We start from the raw sequence: 16,142 nt of genomic DNA, 5'->3' as shown, positions 1-16,142 counted from the left end.
TTATCGTTTAAAATCGAATACGTGGCTATCAATGCGCTCCAATGAAACGTTGTATCGTTTTATATCGGATTAACTATAGTGCCTATCGGGATGCCAAAGACATAAAACCATAATGATAACATGGTGTTTATTCGCTGATGGGACGGTGTTATAGTCGCAGCATTCAAGATCGATACCACACCAACGGCTGCAACTGGCGCTGTTTATACTTGTTTTATACTTAATAGTACCCTTTGACCGCTTTGTCAGTTTATTTTAGGAATGTTTACACCATGCCGAGCTCTAGTCTCATTTTGTTCAATAAGCCTTATGGGGTGCAAAGTCAGTTCCGTGACGACAGTAATAATGACCACGCCACCCTATCGGCATACTTTACCGATAAGTCGCTGCGAGTGGCGGGCCGGCTTGATGCAACTTCAGAGGGGCTACTGATTTTGACCAGTGATGGCCGCGTCAATAAAGCCATTACCCAGCCACCATCGGCGGCGAGCTTTAAAAAAGACAAGCACAAACAAGGCAAGACCTATTTGGTACAGGTCGAGGGGATCGTAACGCCTGCACAGCTACAAGCCTTGAGCGAAGGCATGCACCTAAAAGACGGTAAAACCTTACCTGCACTCGCCCAGATGGTCACAGAGGCGGATTTGCCAATAGCCTTATGGCCCCGCACTCCACCGATACGTGAACGCAAAAACGTCCCAACGTCTTGGCTAATGCTGACCATCTACGAAGGCAAAAACCGCCAAGTCAGGCGTATGACCGCTCATGTGGGTCTGCCTTGTCTGCGTTTGATACGCTGGTCGGTTGCAGGGTTTGAGTTAGGCCGTTTGGGGGTCGGTGAGTTTGTCCGTATTCATCTAAATGACGAGCGCTGTCGACAATTAGGGATTGGGCACACGCTCTAAACATCATGTCTCGAACTGGTAAGGTTTATCTGTTAAGATTCAGCACATTACGGATATTATCTCATCACTCGTCTGTTTTTATCATTGCCGCTTTATAATAGGAATATGTCATGATTGCTTCTCGTCGCTTTTCTTTGCTTGCCACCAGTATTGCTGCTGCGCTGATATTAAGTGCCTGTCAGCCGGCGACTGAGGATGAGGCGACGCCTAGCGATACCGCAACGCCGCCCGTGACCGACCTAGAGGTCAACCCAGCTGATGCGCAAACGGATGATGTGCTGGCTAAAGATGATGCAGCAAACGAGGCACAAATGACCGATATGCTCAGAGACTATACGAGGGCGATGACGCGTATGCACGATGAGATGATGATCGGTATGGGTTATAACGATCCTGATACCGCGTTTGCCAAAGCCATGCTTGGTCATCATCGCGGGGCGATTGAGATGGCCAAGATCCAGCTAAAACACGGGACAGATGATAGCATGCGGCAACTGGCGCAAAACGTCATTGATGCCCAGCAGCTAGAGCTCGATACGTTAAATAAGTGGCTTGCCAGCCACCCCGACACCGTCAAAACCAACCCGCACACAGAAGCCATGCAGCAGGCCTATGCCAGAAGCATGGATGTTTTACACGGTGATATGGTGCTTGGTATCGCCGACCCGCAGCCAGACATGGCGTTTGCTCGCGGTATGCTGCCGCATCATATCGGCGCGGTAGATATGGCCAACGTACAGCTCAAGTACGGTACTGACGAAGAGATGCGCCAGTTGGCACAAAGCATCATCGACACCCAGCAAGCTGAGATTGAGCTGATGCAAAACTGGATTGCAAGCCGCAGTGCGGACGCCGCTGAGACCAATACCAATGCAGATGCGGACTCTACGATTGACGCGTCAGACGATCAAGCTCAATCGTCTCAATCTCAGCTGTCTAAGGAGCCTGCTACAGCACCTGCCGAAGATGGTGAGTCATAAATACACACAAACATAGCAAGCCAGCTGTGTCACCAAGCCTCTCTTTGGCGACACAGCGAACAGTCTTTAGCCCTTAGCCTCTAATCTACTCTCAGACAAATAAAGGGCGACTTTAGCCTACCTCTCTGCCCACACATTTAGCCATGTATGCCAGCCTGCTTGGGTCGGCGATGCCGCCTCATCATTGGGCGATGTGCTGGTGGGCGTTGCAAGATGCAAAGTGACTTTATAAGGGCTATCTTGATGGAGGCCATCTTTATAAAGGCTGTCTTGCTCAGTATCTGCCGGTGCTCCTTTGTTTTCGGCGGCCGCTTTGGGTAATACGGTGACCGACATCAGCTCATCTCGGCGAAACAAATGACAGTCAATCTTGCGCGCAGACGTACTCAGAGACGATAGCTGTTTGGCATCGGCTTTGATACCGTCGATGGCGACGATCACATCATGGGCGGAGATACCCGCACGCGCCGCCGCACTACCGCGTAGGACTCGATTGACTTTGAGACCTGCTGGGGTGTCGCTACAGCGCATACCCCAAGGCACATGCTTGTCCGCCGTCTCCTTACTATTGACATGTAACTTGACACCATTGGCACTCAGCAATGTCTGTATCGGCAACGCCTCAACGCCATTGACGTAGCGGCGCTCAAAGTCCTGCCAGACATCAAGCGGCATAAACTGACTGATAACCGCGCCCATATCGGCACTGCTGATACCGATGCGCTTCTTGTCATTTTGCTTGGCCTGTCGATAGAACTCCTGTATCACATCAAACAAGCGATAGCGACCCTTGGTTTTCTCAAGCAAAGTCAAATCCAAGCAAAGCGCCACCAAGGCGCCTTTATTATAATAGCTGATACCTGCGTTGCCTGTGTTTTCATCATTGCGATACAGCTTAATCCAAGCATCAAAGCTCGACTCAGCCACGCTCTGATATGCGCGTCCTGGCGTCTGGTAGTAGCGATTGATTTGCTCAGCCAGCAGCTTCAGATAGCTGGCTTTATCGATGACGCCTGATGCTTGCAGCATAAAGTCGTCCACATAGGAGGTAAAGCCCTCAAACACCCATAGCAAAGGCGTAAACGCCTCTTTTCGCAGATCAACCTCGAGCATCACATCGGGGCGCACCGTCTTGACCCACCATGCATGAAAGTACTCATGACTACACAAGCCCAAAAAACGCTGATAATCGCTGCTGGGTATTTTTGGCTCACCGACACTTGGCAGGTCGCGGCGCGGGGTGATCAGGCTGGTAGAATTGATATGCTCAAGCCCGCCGTAGTCCTGCCCACTGGCAAAGGTCATAAAAGTATAATCCGTAAAAGGCGCATCGCCTAGCCAGTCTACATAGCTCTGGCAGATCTGGGTGATATCTTGCTGCAACCTGCCCATATTGCTGCTGTGTTTGCCTGACAGATAAAAACGGTGACGCAGTGTCTGATGCGCGCTGTCTTGAATAATAAAGTCAAACCTATCTTGCTCGGCAATCTCAAACGGATAGTCAATCAAGTCATGATAGCTGGGCACTTGTAGCGCAAAGCACAGCTGCCCCTCTAGCTGCAGCTCTGTATAGTCCACGCCTATCGCCAGACAAACACGCGCCTCATCTTTATCTGCCAAAAACGTTGCAGGAACGATAAGACTGACTTGCAGCTTTTGCTGCTCTTGTCCTTCAACAGCCAATGCAAGCGAGGTAAAATTGCCATACAGTCGCTGCTGATCGACGTAGGCGGTGCGCACCGACAGATCATAACAGTAGACCTCATAATGAACGCTGACGCTCTGTCCTGCCTTTATCTGCGGGAGCTGCCATGTGTGCTTGTCTATTTTTTGGCCACGATAAAGCTGTGACAACGTATCACGAGCTGTATTCTGCTCATCTAGCGCCTGATAATGGACAGCGGTGATATTGCGAGCAAACTCGCGCATCAAGTAGCTGCCTGGTATCCACGCAGGTAGCCAAAGCTGCGGCGCATCGGTACTGGCGGTAAAGCTCAGCGTCACATCCACCAAATGCTCAGCAAAACGGGCAAAATCAAAACGATAACGAATATCGATGTCTGCTGTACTCTGTACGTTGGCATCATAGTTGGCTGGCTGCTCATTGGTCTTTGAGGTAATCTGTGTCATTTTCTTGTCTCATTTTTATGGTTATCATTATGGTAGAAGCCCGACAGACAAAACGCAACTGATAAGCGTTTTATACTGGAGCGTTCAGGCATCTGACTGGTCCATCCGTTTATATTCCAAAAAAAATAGTTATTTAACGTGATTAATTGGCATTTTTTCTGTTTTTTGCCTTGAAAGTTATCAAAGCCATCTCAATTAAAGATGCTAACTGCTAAAGTTACTTTTACAAACCGAAATAAACTGATGATAATTGACTAATGACGTGGCTATTTGGCTGGCTGATTGGCTTTTTTAGGTTTATTGCAACCGTATTTAATTTTTTACATCGATATATTTAGGATATTTTATGACTACTATCGCAAAAGACACCGCCGTCACATTCAATTACACGCTAAAAGACGACGAAGGCAACATCCTTGACCAGTCACCAGAAGGTCAACCACTTGCCTATCTACATGGTCACAGCAATATCATCCCAGGTCTAGAAAAACAACTAGAAGGCAAATCTGCTGGCGAAAAAGTAAACGCTGTCGTAGAGCCTGCTGACGGCTACGGTGAGTACCAAGAGCAAGCGGTACAGCACGTGCCACGTGAAAACTTCCAAGGTGTCGACGATATCCAGCCTGGTATGCAGTTCCAGTCAGAAGCGGGCGGCCAAGTGATGCTAGTGACCGTCACGGCAGTAAACGACAAAGAAATCACTGTCGATGCCAACCATCCATTGGCTGGTAAGCGTTTGACGTTTGATGTTGAGATTCAAGAAGTGCGCGCTGCTACTGAAGACGAGCTAAACCACGGCCATGTACATGGCGCTGGTGGCGTTCAGCACTAATCGCTACTTGCATTTGGTAAGCAGTAAAAGGTCTGGTGGCTATAAGATAAATCAGCCAACTGGCCAACAGGGTCGACTCAATTGAGTCGGCTTTTTTTATGCCTGCTGTTTTGTGCCTGCTCGTTTATACGATGCTTTTGTGGAAGCAGCGTTTTTAGCAGCTGACCGAACCATGCTAGTACAAGCGTCGTTGAGAGCGGCGCAATGGTTTATCAATAAATCGCCATCCTTTAGACGTAACAAAGCCGCATAACGACAAGCATTATGCGGCTTTTATCACTAACCATCCATGTTAATGTTATCAAATACCTAATCCCGGGGTATCTCATAACTGACAGGCATCCAGCCTTATCATCCCTAATCAGCAAACCACCTATCCCTGATGCGACCTTTAAGATACCAATCCCTAGTATCCATGAACCGTTCCGTTCAATCGTGCCGTACAGTTATAATCGCAGATTGCCCTATCGTTAGTAAGAGGTCGAAACGTCAATCGGTGTAAGCATATGCTTACATACTATTGTTGTTTCGATAGCACTCGTCATTTCTCTAGTGCCTCTTTAGGGCTTAGCAGCTGCTTTGGTTCTGCGCTTAGCATGATATAGGCAGCTTCATTGATAAAGACTTCATCCTCTGGCAGCTCTGGGCGCTCATTGGCTTTCATCTGACTGCGCTCTTCAAACTTTGCATCCATCGCCGCTTGATAGGTATTCCAATCACTATAAGGCTTTTCGCCCGTTGCAATCAGGCGCTTGTTTTCTGCCTCAAGCGAGCGTTTTTCGATCAGCTGCATCTTGGCGCGGCGACTGTTGATATCTAAGCGAATGGGTTTTTTCTCATCTTCCATATCACGGATATCATTAAGCGTTGATAGATAGACGAACTGCGGGTTTTGCTGTTGGCGAATCTTGGATTGTTGGTTGAGTGTCGCCAAGGTATCGCTGCTAAACTTGCCCTCAGGCTTGTACGGCGCTGTTTTGATGGTGTCCCAAGGCAAGGCTTTTTTCTGCGCGCGCTCTCCAAAGGTTGCATCATCATAGATATTGACCAGCTCGATATCTGGGACGACACCTTTGTTTTGCGTACTGCCGCCCGTCACACGATAAAACTTACGCTGGGTCAAGGTCGCTGTCCCAAGCGCTAGGCTATCGAGCTGGATTTGAGCAGAGCCTTTACCGGTGGTCGTACTACCAACGACCAGTCCGCGTCCGTAGTCTTGGATAGCGGCAGCAAAGATTTCGCTGGCCGAGGCAGATGCTAAGTTGGTCAGTACCACCATTTTGCCATCATACAGCTGCTCGCCGCCATCGTTATCGCGGTAGACTTGGATGTTGCCACGGTTGTCACGAATCTGCACGAGCGGCCCGCTCTTGATAAAAAAGCCTAGCATCTTGGCCACTTCATCCAAAGAGCCGCCAGGGTTGTTACGCAAATCCACCACAAGCCCATCGATATTTTCTTTATTAAGGGCTTTTAGCGCCTTTTCGGTATCGATGCTGACGCTGCGATAGTCTTCGCCATTGCGCCGTGCGCGATAATTGAGATAAAAACTTGGTATCTCAAGCACACCGATACGTTTGGGCGTTTTGTCGATATTAGGACGCTGTACTTCGACGATGCGATGCTTGACGCCCGACTCTTCTTGTTGAATGATATCGCGCACCACCGTCACGGTGCGAGCACTTGAGTCTGGCGTATTGGGCTGACGTAGTTTGAGAGTCACTGAGGTACCGCGCTTACCACGAATCAAACTGACAATCTCTCGCGTCGACCAGCCGACCACATCGGTCATGTTTTTGCCGTCTTTGGCGATACCGACGATCAAGTCATTGGGCTTTATCTGGCCAGTTTTGGCTGCAGGGCCACCATCGACTAGCGTGACAATGCGCGTATAGTCTGGGTTTTTGCGATCTGGGCGAATAGATACACCGATGCCTTCTAGCTGCAAGCTTGACTGAATTTGCAGCTCAGTCGCTTGAATAGGCGCATAATAGTTGCTGTGTGGGTCATAGGTCAGCATCGCTGTATTTAAAATCGTCTCCATGATTTCATCGTCTTTGAGACGTTTAAACTGCTCTTGCTGACGTGTGAGACGTTTGAGTAATATCTCACTTGGTGTGCGTTTGTCATCACGGACGAGGTCTTGACCACGCGTGATATCGGGGTTGTTTAAAAACACCTGCTCTTTGGCTTTTTCGTCTTCTTGCCCTAAGGTGATGCTGATCAGCTGAAACTTTAGCTGGCGCGTCCAGTAGTCACGTTGCTCTTTTTTGGTCTTAAAATGCCCAAGCTTTTCACGGTCTAAAACGATGGTCTCATCACCCGTCAAATCAATATCGGTCTTGAGCATTTTACTTGCCATGGCGAAGTACTCACTTGAGCGCTTGCGATAACGCTCAAATATCTCTACCCCCGCCGACAAATCTCCGCGCTTGAGGCGTGCGCCAAACTCGTCAGCATATTTTTTCTTAAACTCATCGACATCAGATTGCAAAAACAAAGTGTGATTGGGGTCTAGGCTATCGATATACATCGATAAAATCTCGCTACCCATTTTGCTATCGAGTGGCTGATTGAGATAATGACTACGATCTAGCAAGGCGGCGACTTGGCGCGTGGTGACTTTTTGTTCAGGCGTCGGTACAAAGCCTTCGGTGCTGGTCTCTGCCACAGCGGTGCTATAGCTTTGGGTTAAAATGATACCGGCGATGCCCACTGACACTGCACTGAGTAACCACTGTGCTGGTTGTTTTTTCATCATATATACCTAGTTTTTTAAGTGAGTAATAATATCGTTATTGTAAAAATCCAGAAGGCTTTGCTCTGCTGCTATCTTGATACCCTCTCTGTTATTACAATCATTGGTATCGCAGATTGTAGTGATTGTAATAGCTGACTACCTATACGGCATTCTATACAGAAGTGATCAGATAGCATTAAAATATCGTGAAAAATCAATCAATATTATCACGAGCATCCATATAAAACTGTCTTAAACTGTATAAACAATCTTACACGCTACGCCGCTCTGTACCAAACTTTCTGTCATATTTATCGCAGTCCATCTTTGCGCTGCTAGCGCTTTTCGTACATCGACGAGATCACTCATTAAACCCCATAAGCTCATCAATTTAAAGCCATTTATCTGGCGCATTATACGCCGTGCCTAATAACTGTCATAATAAGGCCATCTACACAATATACTAAGGCGTGTCTGTAACGAATCGATGGGACTCAAGCTGTACAGTCTTCACAAATACCGTCACCCGTCTTAGTACTCCTTATTGTTAATCTTATTAAATGACAGTAACAGCCGCATTTTAAGATAACCACTTATCAAGTAATAACCAAAAAGGATAACGCAATGTATGGCGTTTTAATGATTGATATCGATAGTACTGCTCTGACCGCTGAAGATGTCAGTTTAATCAAACAAGCACAAGTCGGCGGTGTGATTTTGTTTGCCCGCAACGTCGCTGACGCCGCGCAAGTGCGCCAGCTTTGTGATGACATACGCTACCACAATCCTGATATCTTGATCGGCGTCGATCAAGAAGGTGGGCGCGTGGCACGACTACGCAACGGCTTTAGCCCTTTGCCAGCGATGGGCAAGCTGGGTGAGCGGTTTGAGCAAGATCCGGCGCAGGCGCTAAGCCTCGCTTATGACTGCGGTTATCTGATGGCGACAGAAGTGCTGGCCGTGGGGATTGATTTGAGCTTTGCACCTGTGCTTGATAGAGGCGGTATCAGCCAAGTCATCGGCGATCGCAGCTTTCATCAAGAGCCGCAAGCCATCATTGCCTTGGCCTCTCAGTTTATGCGCGGCATGAAAGCGGCTGGCATGGCGACCACAGGCAAACATTTCCCTGGGCACGGTGCCATCGTACCTGACTCACACGTGGCAGAAGCGATTGATAATCGCAGCTTGGATGAGATCATCAATAGTGATATGCAGCCCTTTGCCCAAACCCTACCATGGCTCGATGCGCTGATGCCCGCCCATGTGATTTTTTCGCAAGTGGATAATAAACCTGCAGGATTTTCAAAGATTTGGCTACAAGACATCATCCGCGAGCAGTTAAAGTTTGATGGCGTGCTGTTTTCAGATGATTTGTCGATGGCAGGTGCGCAGGCAGCAGGCGATGTCAGTGCGCGGGTAAAAGCAGCCATCAACGCAGGCTGCGATATTGCTTTGGTCTGTAATGACCGTATCGCGGCTCATGAAGCCGCCCAAGCAGCGCAAGAGCTGCCCTATCCCAACCAAAACCGTGTCAAATCTATGTCCGGCAAGATACCAGCATGGCAAGGCGATCTTGAGTCAACTTGTCAGCAGTTTGACCACTGGCAGCAAGCCAAGCAAAACGTGACGCAGGCGTTTTTTGCAGCAGCCGAGACCCCTGCTAATCATTCTGCTAGTGACTCAATAGACCCTACCGCTTATAAATAATCGCAGCTCGTTTTTATCGCTATTTTTAAAATGAGGGCACGCCCTAGATTCAATACTTTATTTTGTCTTCATTGCATTCGTGATAAATAAAAACCGCATCTTAATAAGATGCGGTTTTTTTTGAGCGTAGCTGTTATTTGAGCGTAGCTGATATTAGTTTGCTGGATCGATAGCGCTACCTTGAGTGACATCATCACCATCTGGCAATACGTCATCGTTGTTACTATCTAGAGGGTTTAAGTCTGGATCAAGCGCATCGTTACTGATTACCATGCCTTCATTTGCTACATTGATCTCATCATTGACGACAAACTCGATGCGGCGATTGCGGAAACGGCCTTGTTCAGTTGAGTTATCGGCGATTGGCTCTGACTCACCCATACCTTTGGTGGACAGTTTGCTGGCATCGACTCCTTGGGCGACCAAATACTCTTTGACAGCATCGGCGCGCTCTTGTGACAGCTCGATATTGTAGTCGTCAGATGCTTGGCTATCTGTATGGCCGATAATCATCAGCTCCATATCTGGTACTTCATTGATGATTGTGGCCGCGCGGTCTAGTAGCGCTTTGTTGGCATCAGGGATGATCGCTTTGTCTAATTCAAAATTAATCACTTGTATGCTCAAGGCGCGCGCCACATCACGAGGGTCTGGATTGTCACCCAAGTTGTTCATAGCGGCATCAGCGGCCGTTAGACTGTCGTCAATCTCGCCTTGTAAGTCTAGTGGGCCTTCCGCTTGGACAGTCATGGCAGGCGCAGCCGCTTGTAAATCGGTCACTAGCTGTTGTAACGCTGCTTCGTCTGGGGCGTTGACGGTGATGGTATCACCTTTGATGACCATACTGGCGTTTGGCACGTTTTTGACGATGGGTAAAATAGAAGCAAGCTGAGCGGCGGCTGGCATATCGGTGGCAAAGTTATCATCGACGTCTGCGCGGCATTTATTGGCTTCATCGCCAAATGCGGCAGTCAACGCATTCATCACTTTGATTTGTAAGGTTTCGTCACCGGCATTCATACGGCAGGCATACAGCTCATTGTTTTCGCCCGTCGCGATACGCAGTGAAGCAGGCTCTACATCTGCTGCAACTGCTACTTGCTCATTGCCTGCTGCTTGTTGCTCACTGGCAACTGGTGTGGCAACAGGTTCAGGGTTCTCTTGACAGCCTCTGAGTAGCGCCCATGCCAGCGCCCCCAAAATGATCAAACCAATAATCGGTAGCAGCGCTTTCATAAAGCTGCCTTTTTCTTCTTCGGTATGCTGCAATGGTGCGGTGCTGGTGGTATCAGAGATACGAGTACCACCCGCAGCTGGGGTAGCCGCCAACATGCCAGCTGGCAAGACCGTACTTGCCCATGCAGGAATATGATGCTGATAACTGGCCAAATTATCATTTAAGAACTGCGGCACAGGTGTGGTGCCTGCTAAACTTTTGATTTCATGAAATGCGAGCGGTGCTGCCATCGCAATCAAACCACGAGCGGCGGTAGCATCGACATTGTGCTTACCCGCCAGCTCACGCGAGATTTGATCGCGGTGAGCGCCTTCTGTCCAGACGCGGTCATAAAATTCTTGATCGTCACGGGCGATGTTTTCATTTGCAAAGCGTCCATAAGTATCATGATCAGCAAGACGCGCGGCAAAGATAGCATAAAACTGCTCAAGCAAGCTTTCTTTGGCTGGGCTGTGATCATCTCCTAGTACTGCAGGGCTGACGGTCCGTGTTAGATGACTGATAATATCCATTGGATAATTCCTCCGTTAATACCTATTTATGTAATTACACTCTTCACAATGCTTTTTTTAACAATACTTTATAAGTTCAACGCTTTGTAGGTTCAACTCATACATTCAACTTTTGTTATTATAAAAGTATTAAGCATCCGCTCACAATCAACAGGTTGTTGTGCAAATGCTACGTTAAGTAATGTTTCAGTTGAGACACGTAACTATCCCACCCTGCGACCCGCCCAAATGCGACCGTCCGACAAAAGCTTAGAGAAAGACTTAAAGGAAAACACAGAGATAATTTTTTAGTAAAACGAGCCATCTGTAGCGATCACATCGCTACCTAACTTGTGCTGGCTCGGCGACGATCACACTATTTGCCATCTCATCTACCTCTGATAGCGAAATAGGGCCTGACGGCCTAGTTTGGCTGTTATTAGACGTATGGTTAGACGGTATGTTATTGGGCAGGTTATTAGGGGCGGTGTTGGGCATATCGGCAGGTATACTGGCATTATTGTTGGGCGCAGGCATGACGCTATCGCCTGTTTCATCGTCTGCCGCCTGATATTCGCCAGCACCAGTAGCATTATTGGGGTATTGATCATTGCTCAGACCTTCAGCATCACCCAGTTCGCTGGTTGCGACGTTCGGGGCATCAGGTAAAGGGATGGGCGCGGTACTATCGATGACCATGGCTGGCACCAAAGCCCGCATCTCACTGAGCAAGCGCTGTAGCAGCATGGCATCTGGCGCTTCTAGCGTAAGTCGATCGTTTTGTAGATGCAAGCGGGCAAAGGGCGTGGACCTCAGCATCGTCAACACATTGGGCAATAGCTCTGCTGGTAGGTTGGCAATACTGTTGGCAACCCCTTGTTGTACGGTAAACTGACAGATCGCTGCCTGCTCGCCAAAGCTTGATCTGAGCGCTTGCTGTAAGGTGTTTTGTAGTGCTGTATCACCGACAATCGCGCTACAAGTGTATAAACTACCACTATCGTCCACACCTACGATAAGCTCAACAGGCGTCGGCGCGGCTACTGGTTCAGGCGCAGGCGGCACGGCCACAGGCTCGGTGACAACAGGCTCGGCTGGCGGCGCGCTATTGGGTTTTAGGACAAACGCCCATAAAGCAAGGCCAAGCGCAGCCACCGCCAACAACAACAAAAACACCCGCACCAACAAGTCGCGGCGCAGGTTACGGCTGCGTACTCTTTCTTGCTTTAGACTGATGTTTTCGGCCAGATGATGCGCCGCTGGACTGGCGTGGATAGCGCTACCTGCTTTATCAAAATGCCCCTCAGAACTATGTGTACCATAGGCACGTGCATCAGAGTCATCGGTATCGTTTGGGTTAATAGGCGCATTGGTAGCCATCTCAAAATTCGTTAAGCCGCCGCTGGCTGCTGCGGTGATGATAGGTGCTGACCATATCGGTAAATATTGGCGCAGCGCTGACGTCTGCTGCTGTAGAAATGCGGGCAAAAACTGACCATTTGCCAAGATCATAAGCTCCCGATAGACCAGCGGCGCGGCATTTGTCAGTAGCTGTTTGGTCGCAGTTTCATCAATATGATGATCGGCCGCCATCGCTTGTATCATCCCTTGCTGTACGGCAGAGTCTGGCCATAGCTGCACAAAAAACGGACGCTCTACAGCCGCCTCTGTACTGATTGTCTCATCGCTACGCAATAGCTCAGAGTATATATCTGGCTGCGCCAAACGGGCAGCCAAAACCGCATAGAACTGCTCAAGCAAACTGATATAAGCCACGCTTTGGTGACTCGCCTGCTCACCTAAGACAGCTGGGGTCACGGTTTGCTCTAGTTGATCGATGATACTCATAGATGACTGCCTCTATCGGCCATTGATGGAAATTTACAAAATGACAAGCTTGTATTTTATTATGACTAGGGTTGACGCTATTGAAAAGCAGTATCGGTAAAGAAAAAGTACTGGCTGTATGCTTTCAATAACAGCGCCAGTGTAGCAAAATCACATCGACATTGATGACTTATCATGCCAGCTCAAACTCATGCCAGCTCAAACGCTACCTAAGTCAGGTTTGACTGCTATCAATCATTGCATGGCTACATTATTCACCAGAAAAGCATAAAAACGCAGCGTTTTGTCACATAATAGGTTTTGGCATTGGCTCAACTACTGTTAGTATTGTGACTTACCTCGGTGCTCGATCAGCGATAATTTGGTTCACTATAAAATATAACACCACTAGCGCATGGCTGGGATAAATATGGCTTATGCTGAGATTACCTAGACTTAAGTTACGTAAAGATAAAGTGAGATAGCTTCAGCAGACACAGCCGATAAGTAAAATATATCCCTCTAAGAGCGCATTTTTAGCGTATTGACTTTTAAGCGAACTATCGCTAAAAAAATCAATTTATCATAAACCCTTGGTTATGAAGTTAGTAACGATCGTCAGTTTTTATGCAGCCGTAACGCTTAGGCTTTGAACGTTGTCATTTCTCGCATTGTCATACATCAGGCGCGGCCTAAGGATTTTTCTTTGTTAAACCATACCACTCTTATCATTATTATTACGGTTATCATCAGCTTGTTGGCATGGCAAAACAAACGCTTGTTTAACCGTTTTATTTTTTATCCACCAGCGGTAAACAACGGACAGTGGGATCGTTTTGTGACACATGGTTTTATCCATGCCGACAGCATGCATCTATTGTTTAATATGTTTACGCTGTATTTTTTTGGTCGCGCCATCGAAGGGCTGTACCAGCCGTTTTTGTTTGGCTATGGGTTTGTGGTGTTTTATGTGCTTGCCATTGTTATCGCTATGGTGCCAAGCTATCTAAAAAACAAAAACAATGCCAGCTATCTGAGTCTTGGCGCGTCAGGCGGGGTTTCAGCAGTGCTGTTTGCCTTTATCTTGCTGGCACCGTGGGAAAGCCTTTACTTATTTGCCATTGTTCCAATTCCGGCGATTTTGTTTGCAGTAGCGTATGTGGCTTATAGTATTTATGCAGATAGGCGCGGCGGCTCAAATATCAATCATATGGCGCATATGTGGGGCGGCGCGTTTGGGGTGGTGGCCACGATTGTTTTAGAGCCGCGTGTCTTGCCGCACTTTATCAACGCGCTGCTGTCGCCAGGTTTTTAGAGCCGCTATGGCTATGGCTATGGCTATGGCTATGGCTATGGCTATGGCTATGGCTGATAATGGCCGATAGACGATCATCTCATTGATGGTTTGACTTTTTATGTATTGCGTTTTTATAAGCGCATAACTTCTCCTTTATGTTGTTTTATTATGATTATAGATGTTATTGGTGATATTCACGGCTACGCGGACAAGCTTGTCGGTTTGCTTAAACAGTTGGGTTATGTCCATAATGGTCAATACTTTGTGCCGCCAGAGGGTCATCGAGCGCTGTTTATTGGCGATTTGATGGATCGTGGGCCACAGCAAGTGGCGACGTTGGAGATTGTGTTTGCCATGCTAGATGCTGATGTCGCCGATGCGGTGATGGGCAATCATGAGTATAACGCGCTGGCTTTTGCCACACCCGACCCAGACGCGCCTGGCGAGTATCTGCGCTCGCACGATACGGTGCATACCCGTCAACACGAGGCGTTTTTGGCAGAGGTGCCTTTTGGCTCGGCGGCGCATCAGTACTGGCTTAAGCGTTTTTATGAGATTCCGTTGTGGCTCGAGACTGACTATGCCTGTTTTGTCCATGCTTGCTGGGATGTAGATAGCATGGCTGTGCTAAAGCCGTTGCTCACCGCAGATAATTGTTTGACGCCGCATGCGCTTGAGGTGACCTCGCGTGAGTTTAGCACAGCCTTTGATGCGCTAGAGCGGGTGCTAAAAGGTGTGGAGACACCTTTGCCAGACGGCTTAGTGATGGTCGATAAAGAAGGCACGGAGCGCAAGCGGGTACGGGTACGCTGGTGGCTGGATGCGTTGAACCAGCGTACGCTGTATGAAGTTGCTCGCGCGCCCGCTTCGGCATTGGCGCAGATTCCACAAGACGTCTTGGCTGATAATATCGATTTTGCCTTAAAAACCCACAAACCTGTGTTTGTCGGGCATTATTGGCTGACAGGTACGCCTGAGCCGCTCAGCGCGCAAGTCGCTTGTACAGATTATTCTGCCGCTGTAGACAGCGGCTATCTGACGTGCTATCAGCTTGATACGACCAAACCATTACCACTCACAGCAGATAACTTTGTACAGTATCGTCACGATCAGCACTAAGACTGCGTATGATGAGCGCTACCTGCTGACGCTTCTGTGATGCCTGAGGGGACAAAAACGCGATAATATAGCGAAACCTCAATCTTGGCTTTACGAATGCGGCAAAACTTTTGTATGATGGTCTTTTTGAGGATATCGCATCATGAGCACCCAATCAGCTACGACTCAACCTAATCCTATCGCCTCTCCTGCTGGCCAGCCAAAAGTCGGCATCATTATGGGCTCACAATCTGATTGGGCCACCATGAGCGCCGCCGCCCAGCTACTAGCCGACTTTGATATTGCCTTTGATTGCGAAGTGGTCTCAGCGCACCGTACGCCTGATAGATTGTTTGACTACGCCAAGTGTGCAAAAGACAATGGCCTACAAGTGATTATCGCGGGTGCTGGCGGGGCGGCACATCTGCCTGGTATGTGTGCCAGCCAAACGCCGCTCCCTGTCTTTGGTGTACCGGTCAAGTCCTCCATGCTCAGCGGCTGGGACAGCCTACTCTCTATCGTACAGATGCCAAAAGGCGTGGCGGTCGGCACTCTCGCTATTGGAACGGCAGGCGCATATAACGCCGCTCTGCTGGCGATTCAAGTGTTGGCATTACATGACGAGGCGGTGGCCAGCAAGCTCGATACGCTGCGTCAGACGCAAACCGATACCATCCTTGCCAGCCCAACCCCAGGTATCATTAATCAATCTGCCTAGCGATTTATGGTATCTGAGCTGATGGTTAATTATACGAAACAACCATGCAAAAACATGCAAAGCCAAGCGATCACTCATCTTAGCGCGTCTAGCGATTATTTTAAAATGCGCGTTTAGCATGCGGGTTCACCCAAGAATAAGGTGCAGACATTGCGCCTTTTCCTATTTTAATACGTTCGT

General features: G+C 48.5%; 11 protein-coding genes. 7 read left to right on the top strand and 4 right to left on the bottom strand.

The window, feature by feature from the left end; all coding sequences use genetic code 11:
• Nucleotides 1-272: 272 nt before the first annotated feature.
• Nucleotides 273-905 carry a pseudouridine synthase gene (locus CAP50_RS02050; RefSeq protein WP_100748860.1) on the top strand — a complete coding sequence of 211 codons (633 nt, stop codon included), beginning with the start codon at nt 273-275 and terminating at the stop codon, nt 903-905.
• A 110-nt stretch (nt 906-1,015) separates the two neighbouring features.
• Nucleotides 1,016-1,885: a CopM family metallochaperone gene (gene copM, locus CAP50_RS02045; RefSeq protein WP_100748859.1), complete on the top strand. Its 870-nt coding sequence runs from the start codon at nt 1,016-1,018 to the stop codon at nt 1,883-1,885.
• Nucleotides 1,886-2,002: 117 nt separating this feature from the next.
• On the opposite strand, the gene CAP50_RS02040 is transcribed toward copM, so the two are convergent.
• Nucleotides 2,003-4,015, bottom strand: a complete 2,013-nt coding sequence (locus tag CAP50_RS02040; RefSeq protein WP_100748858.1) for a M61 family metallopeptidase — start codon at nt 4,013-4,015, stop codon at nt 2,003-2,005.
• A gap of 346 nt (nt 4,016-4,361) precedes the next feature.
• On the opposite strand from CAP50_RS02040, the gene CAP50_RS02035 reads away from it, so the two are divergent.
• Nucleotides 4,362-4,847 carry an FKBP-type peptidyl-prolyl cis-trans isomerase gene (locus tag CAP50_RS02035; protein WP_075101756.1) on the top strand — a complete coding sequence of 162 codons (486 nt, stop codon included), beginning with the start codon at nt 4,362-4,364 and terminating at the stop codon, nt 4,845-4,847.
• A gap of 541 nt (nt 4,848-5,388) precedes the next feature.
• Here the strand turns inward: CAP50_RS02035 and CAP50_RS02030 are convergent.
• Complete coding sequence (locus CAP50_RS02030) at nt 5,389-7,605, bottom strand: carboxy terminal-processing peptidase (RefSeq protein WP_100748857.1); 2,217 nt, start codon at nt 7,603-7,605, stop codon at nt 5,389-5,391.
• A 606-nt stretch (nt 7,606-8,211) separates the two neighbouring features.
• Here CAP50_RS02030 and nagZ point away from each other — a divergent pair.
• Nucleotides 8,212-9,294 carry a beta-N-acetylhexosaminidase gene (gene nagZ / locus CAP50_RS02025; RefSeq protein WP_100748856.1) on the top strand — a complete coding sequence of 361 codons (1,083 nt, stop codon included), beginning with the start codon at nt 8,212-8,214 and terminating at the stop codon, nt 9,292-9,294.
• Nucleotides 9,295-9,447: 153 nt separating this feature from the next.
• Here nagZ and CAP50_RS02020 read toward each other — a convergent pair whose 3' ends face one another.
• Nucleotides 9,448-11,043: an OmpA family protein gene (locus CAP50_RS02020; RefSeq protein WP_100748855.1), complete on the bottom strand. Its 1,596-nt coding sequence runs from the start codon at nt 11,041-11,043 to the stop codon at nt 9,448-9,450.
• Nucleotides 11,044-11,364: 321 nt separating this feature from the next.
• Nucleotides 11,365-12,870 carry a hypothetical protein gene (locus tag CAP50_RS02015; RefSeq protein WP_100748854.1) on the bottom strand — a complete coding sequence of 502 codons (1,506 nt, stop codon included), beginning with the start codon at nt 12,868-12,870 and terminating at the stop codon, nt 11,365-11,367.
• Between the two features lie 685 nt (nt 12,871-13,555).
• On the opposite strand from CAP50_RS02015, the gene CAP50_RS02010 reads away from it, so the two are divergent.
• The 3 genes from CAP50_RS02010 to purE all read left to right on the top strand — a co-directional run bounded on the left by CAP50_RS02010 (nt 13,556) and on the right by purE (nt 15,962).
• The gene (locus CAP50_RS02010; RefSeq protein WP_075101761.1) at nt 13,556-14,164 is read left to right on the top strand and encodes a rhomboid family intramembrane serine protease; all 609 of its coding nucleotides are present in this window, start codon (nt 13,556-13,558) and stop codon (nt 14,162-14,164) included.
• A 150-nt stretch (nt 14,165-14,314) separates the two neighbouring features.
• Nucleotides 14,315-15,265: a metallophosphoesterase gene (locus CAP50_RS02005; protein ID WP_100748853.1), complete on the top strand. Its 951-nt coding sequence runs from the start codon at nt 14,315-14,317 to the stop codon at nt 15,263-15,265.
• Between the two features lie 142 nt (nt 15,266-15,407).
• Nucleotides 15,408-15,962: a 5-(carboxyamino)imidazole ribonucleotide mutase gene (gene purE / locus CAP50_RS02000; RefSeq protein ID WP_075101763.1), complete on the top strand. Its 555-nt coding sequence runs from the start codon at nt 15,408-15,410 to the stop codon at nt 15,960-15,962.
• The last annotated feature ends 180 nt before the right edge of the window (nt 15,963-16,142 follow it).

It is taken from the genome of Psychrobacter sp. L7 (assembly GCF_002810365.1).
GTDB lineage: Bacteria > Pseudomonadota > Gammaproteobacteria > Pseudomonadales > Moraxellaceae > Psychrobacter > Psychrobacter celer.
This window is presented reverse-complemented; position numbering and strand designations above follow the sequence as displayed.

Excerpts from the sequence above, each read along its gene's own strand:
- CAP50_RS02035 (WP_075101756.1), top strand. The coding sequence starts at position 4,362 with ATGACTACTATCGCAAAAGACACCGCCGTCACATTCAATTACACGCTA.
- CAP50_RS02040 (WP_100748858.1), bottom strand. The coding sequence starts at position 4,015 with ATGACACAGATTACCTCAAAGACCAATGAGCAGCCAGCCAACTATGAT.
- purE (WP_075101763.1), top strand. The coding sequence starts at position 15,408 with ATGAGCACCCAATCAGCTACGACTCAACCTAATCCTATCGCCTCTCCT.
- CAP50_RS02050 (WP_100748860.1), top strand. The coding sequence starts at position 273 with ATGCCGAGCTCTAGTCTCATTTTGTTCAATAAGCCTTATGGGGTGCAA.
- nagZ (WP_100748856.1), top strand. The coding sequence starts at position 8,212 with ATGTATGGCGTTTTAATGATTGATATCGATAGTACTGCTCTGACCGCT.
- CAP50_RS02020 (WP_100748855.1), bottom strand. The coding sequence starts at position 11,043 with ATGGATATTATCAGTCATCTAACACGGACCGTCAGCCCTGCAGTACTA.
- CAP50_RS02015 (WP_100748854.1), bottom strand. The coding sequence starts at position 12,870 with ATGAGTATCATCGATCAACTAGAGCAAACCGTGACCCCAGCTGTCTTA.
- CAP50_RS02030 (WP_100748857.1), bottom strand. The coding sequence starts at position 7,605 with ATGAAAAAACAACCAGCACAGTGGTTACTCAGTGCAGTGTCAGTGGGC.
- copM (WP_100748859.1), top strand. The coding sequence starts at position 1,016 with ATGATTGCTTCTCGTCGCTTTTCTTTGCTTGCCACCAGTATTGCTGCT.
- CAP50_RS02005 (WP_100748853.1), top strand. The coding sequence starts at position 14,315 with ATGATTATAGATGTTATTGGTGATATTCACGGCTACGCGGACAAGCTT.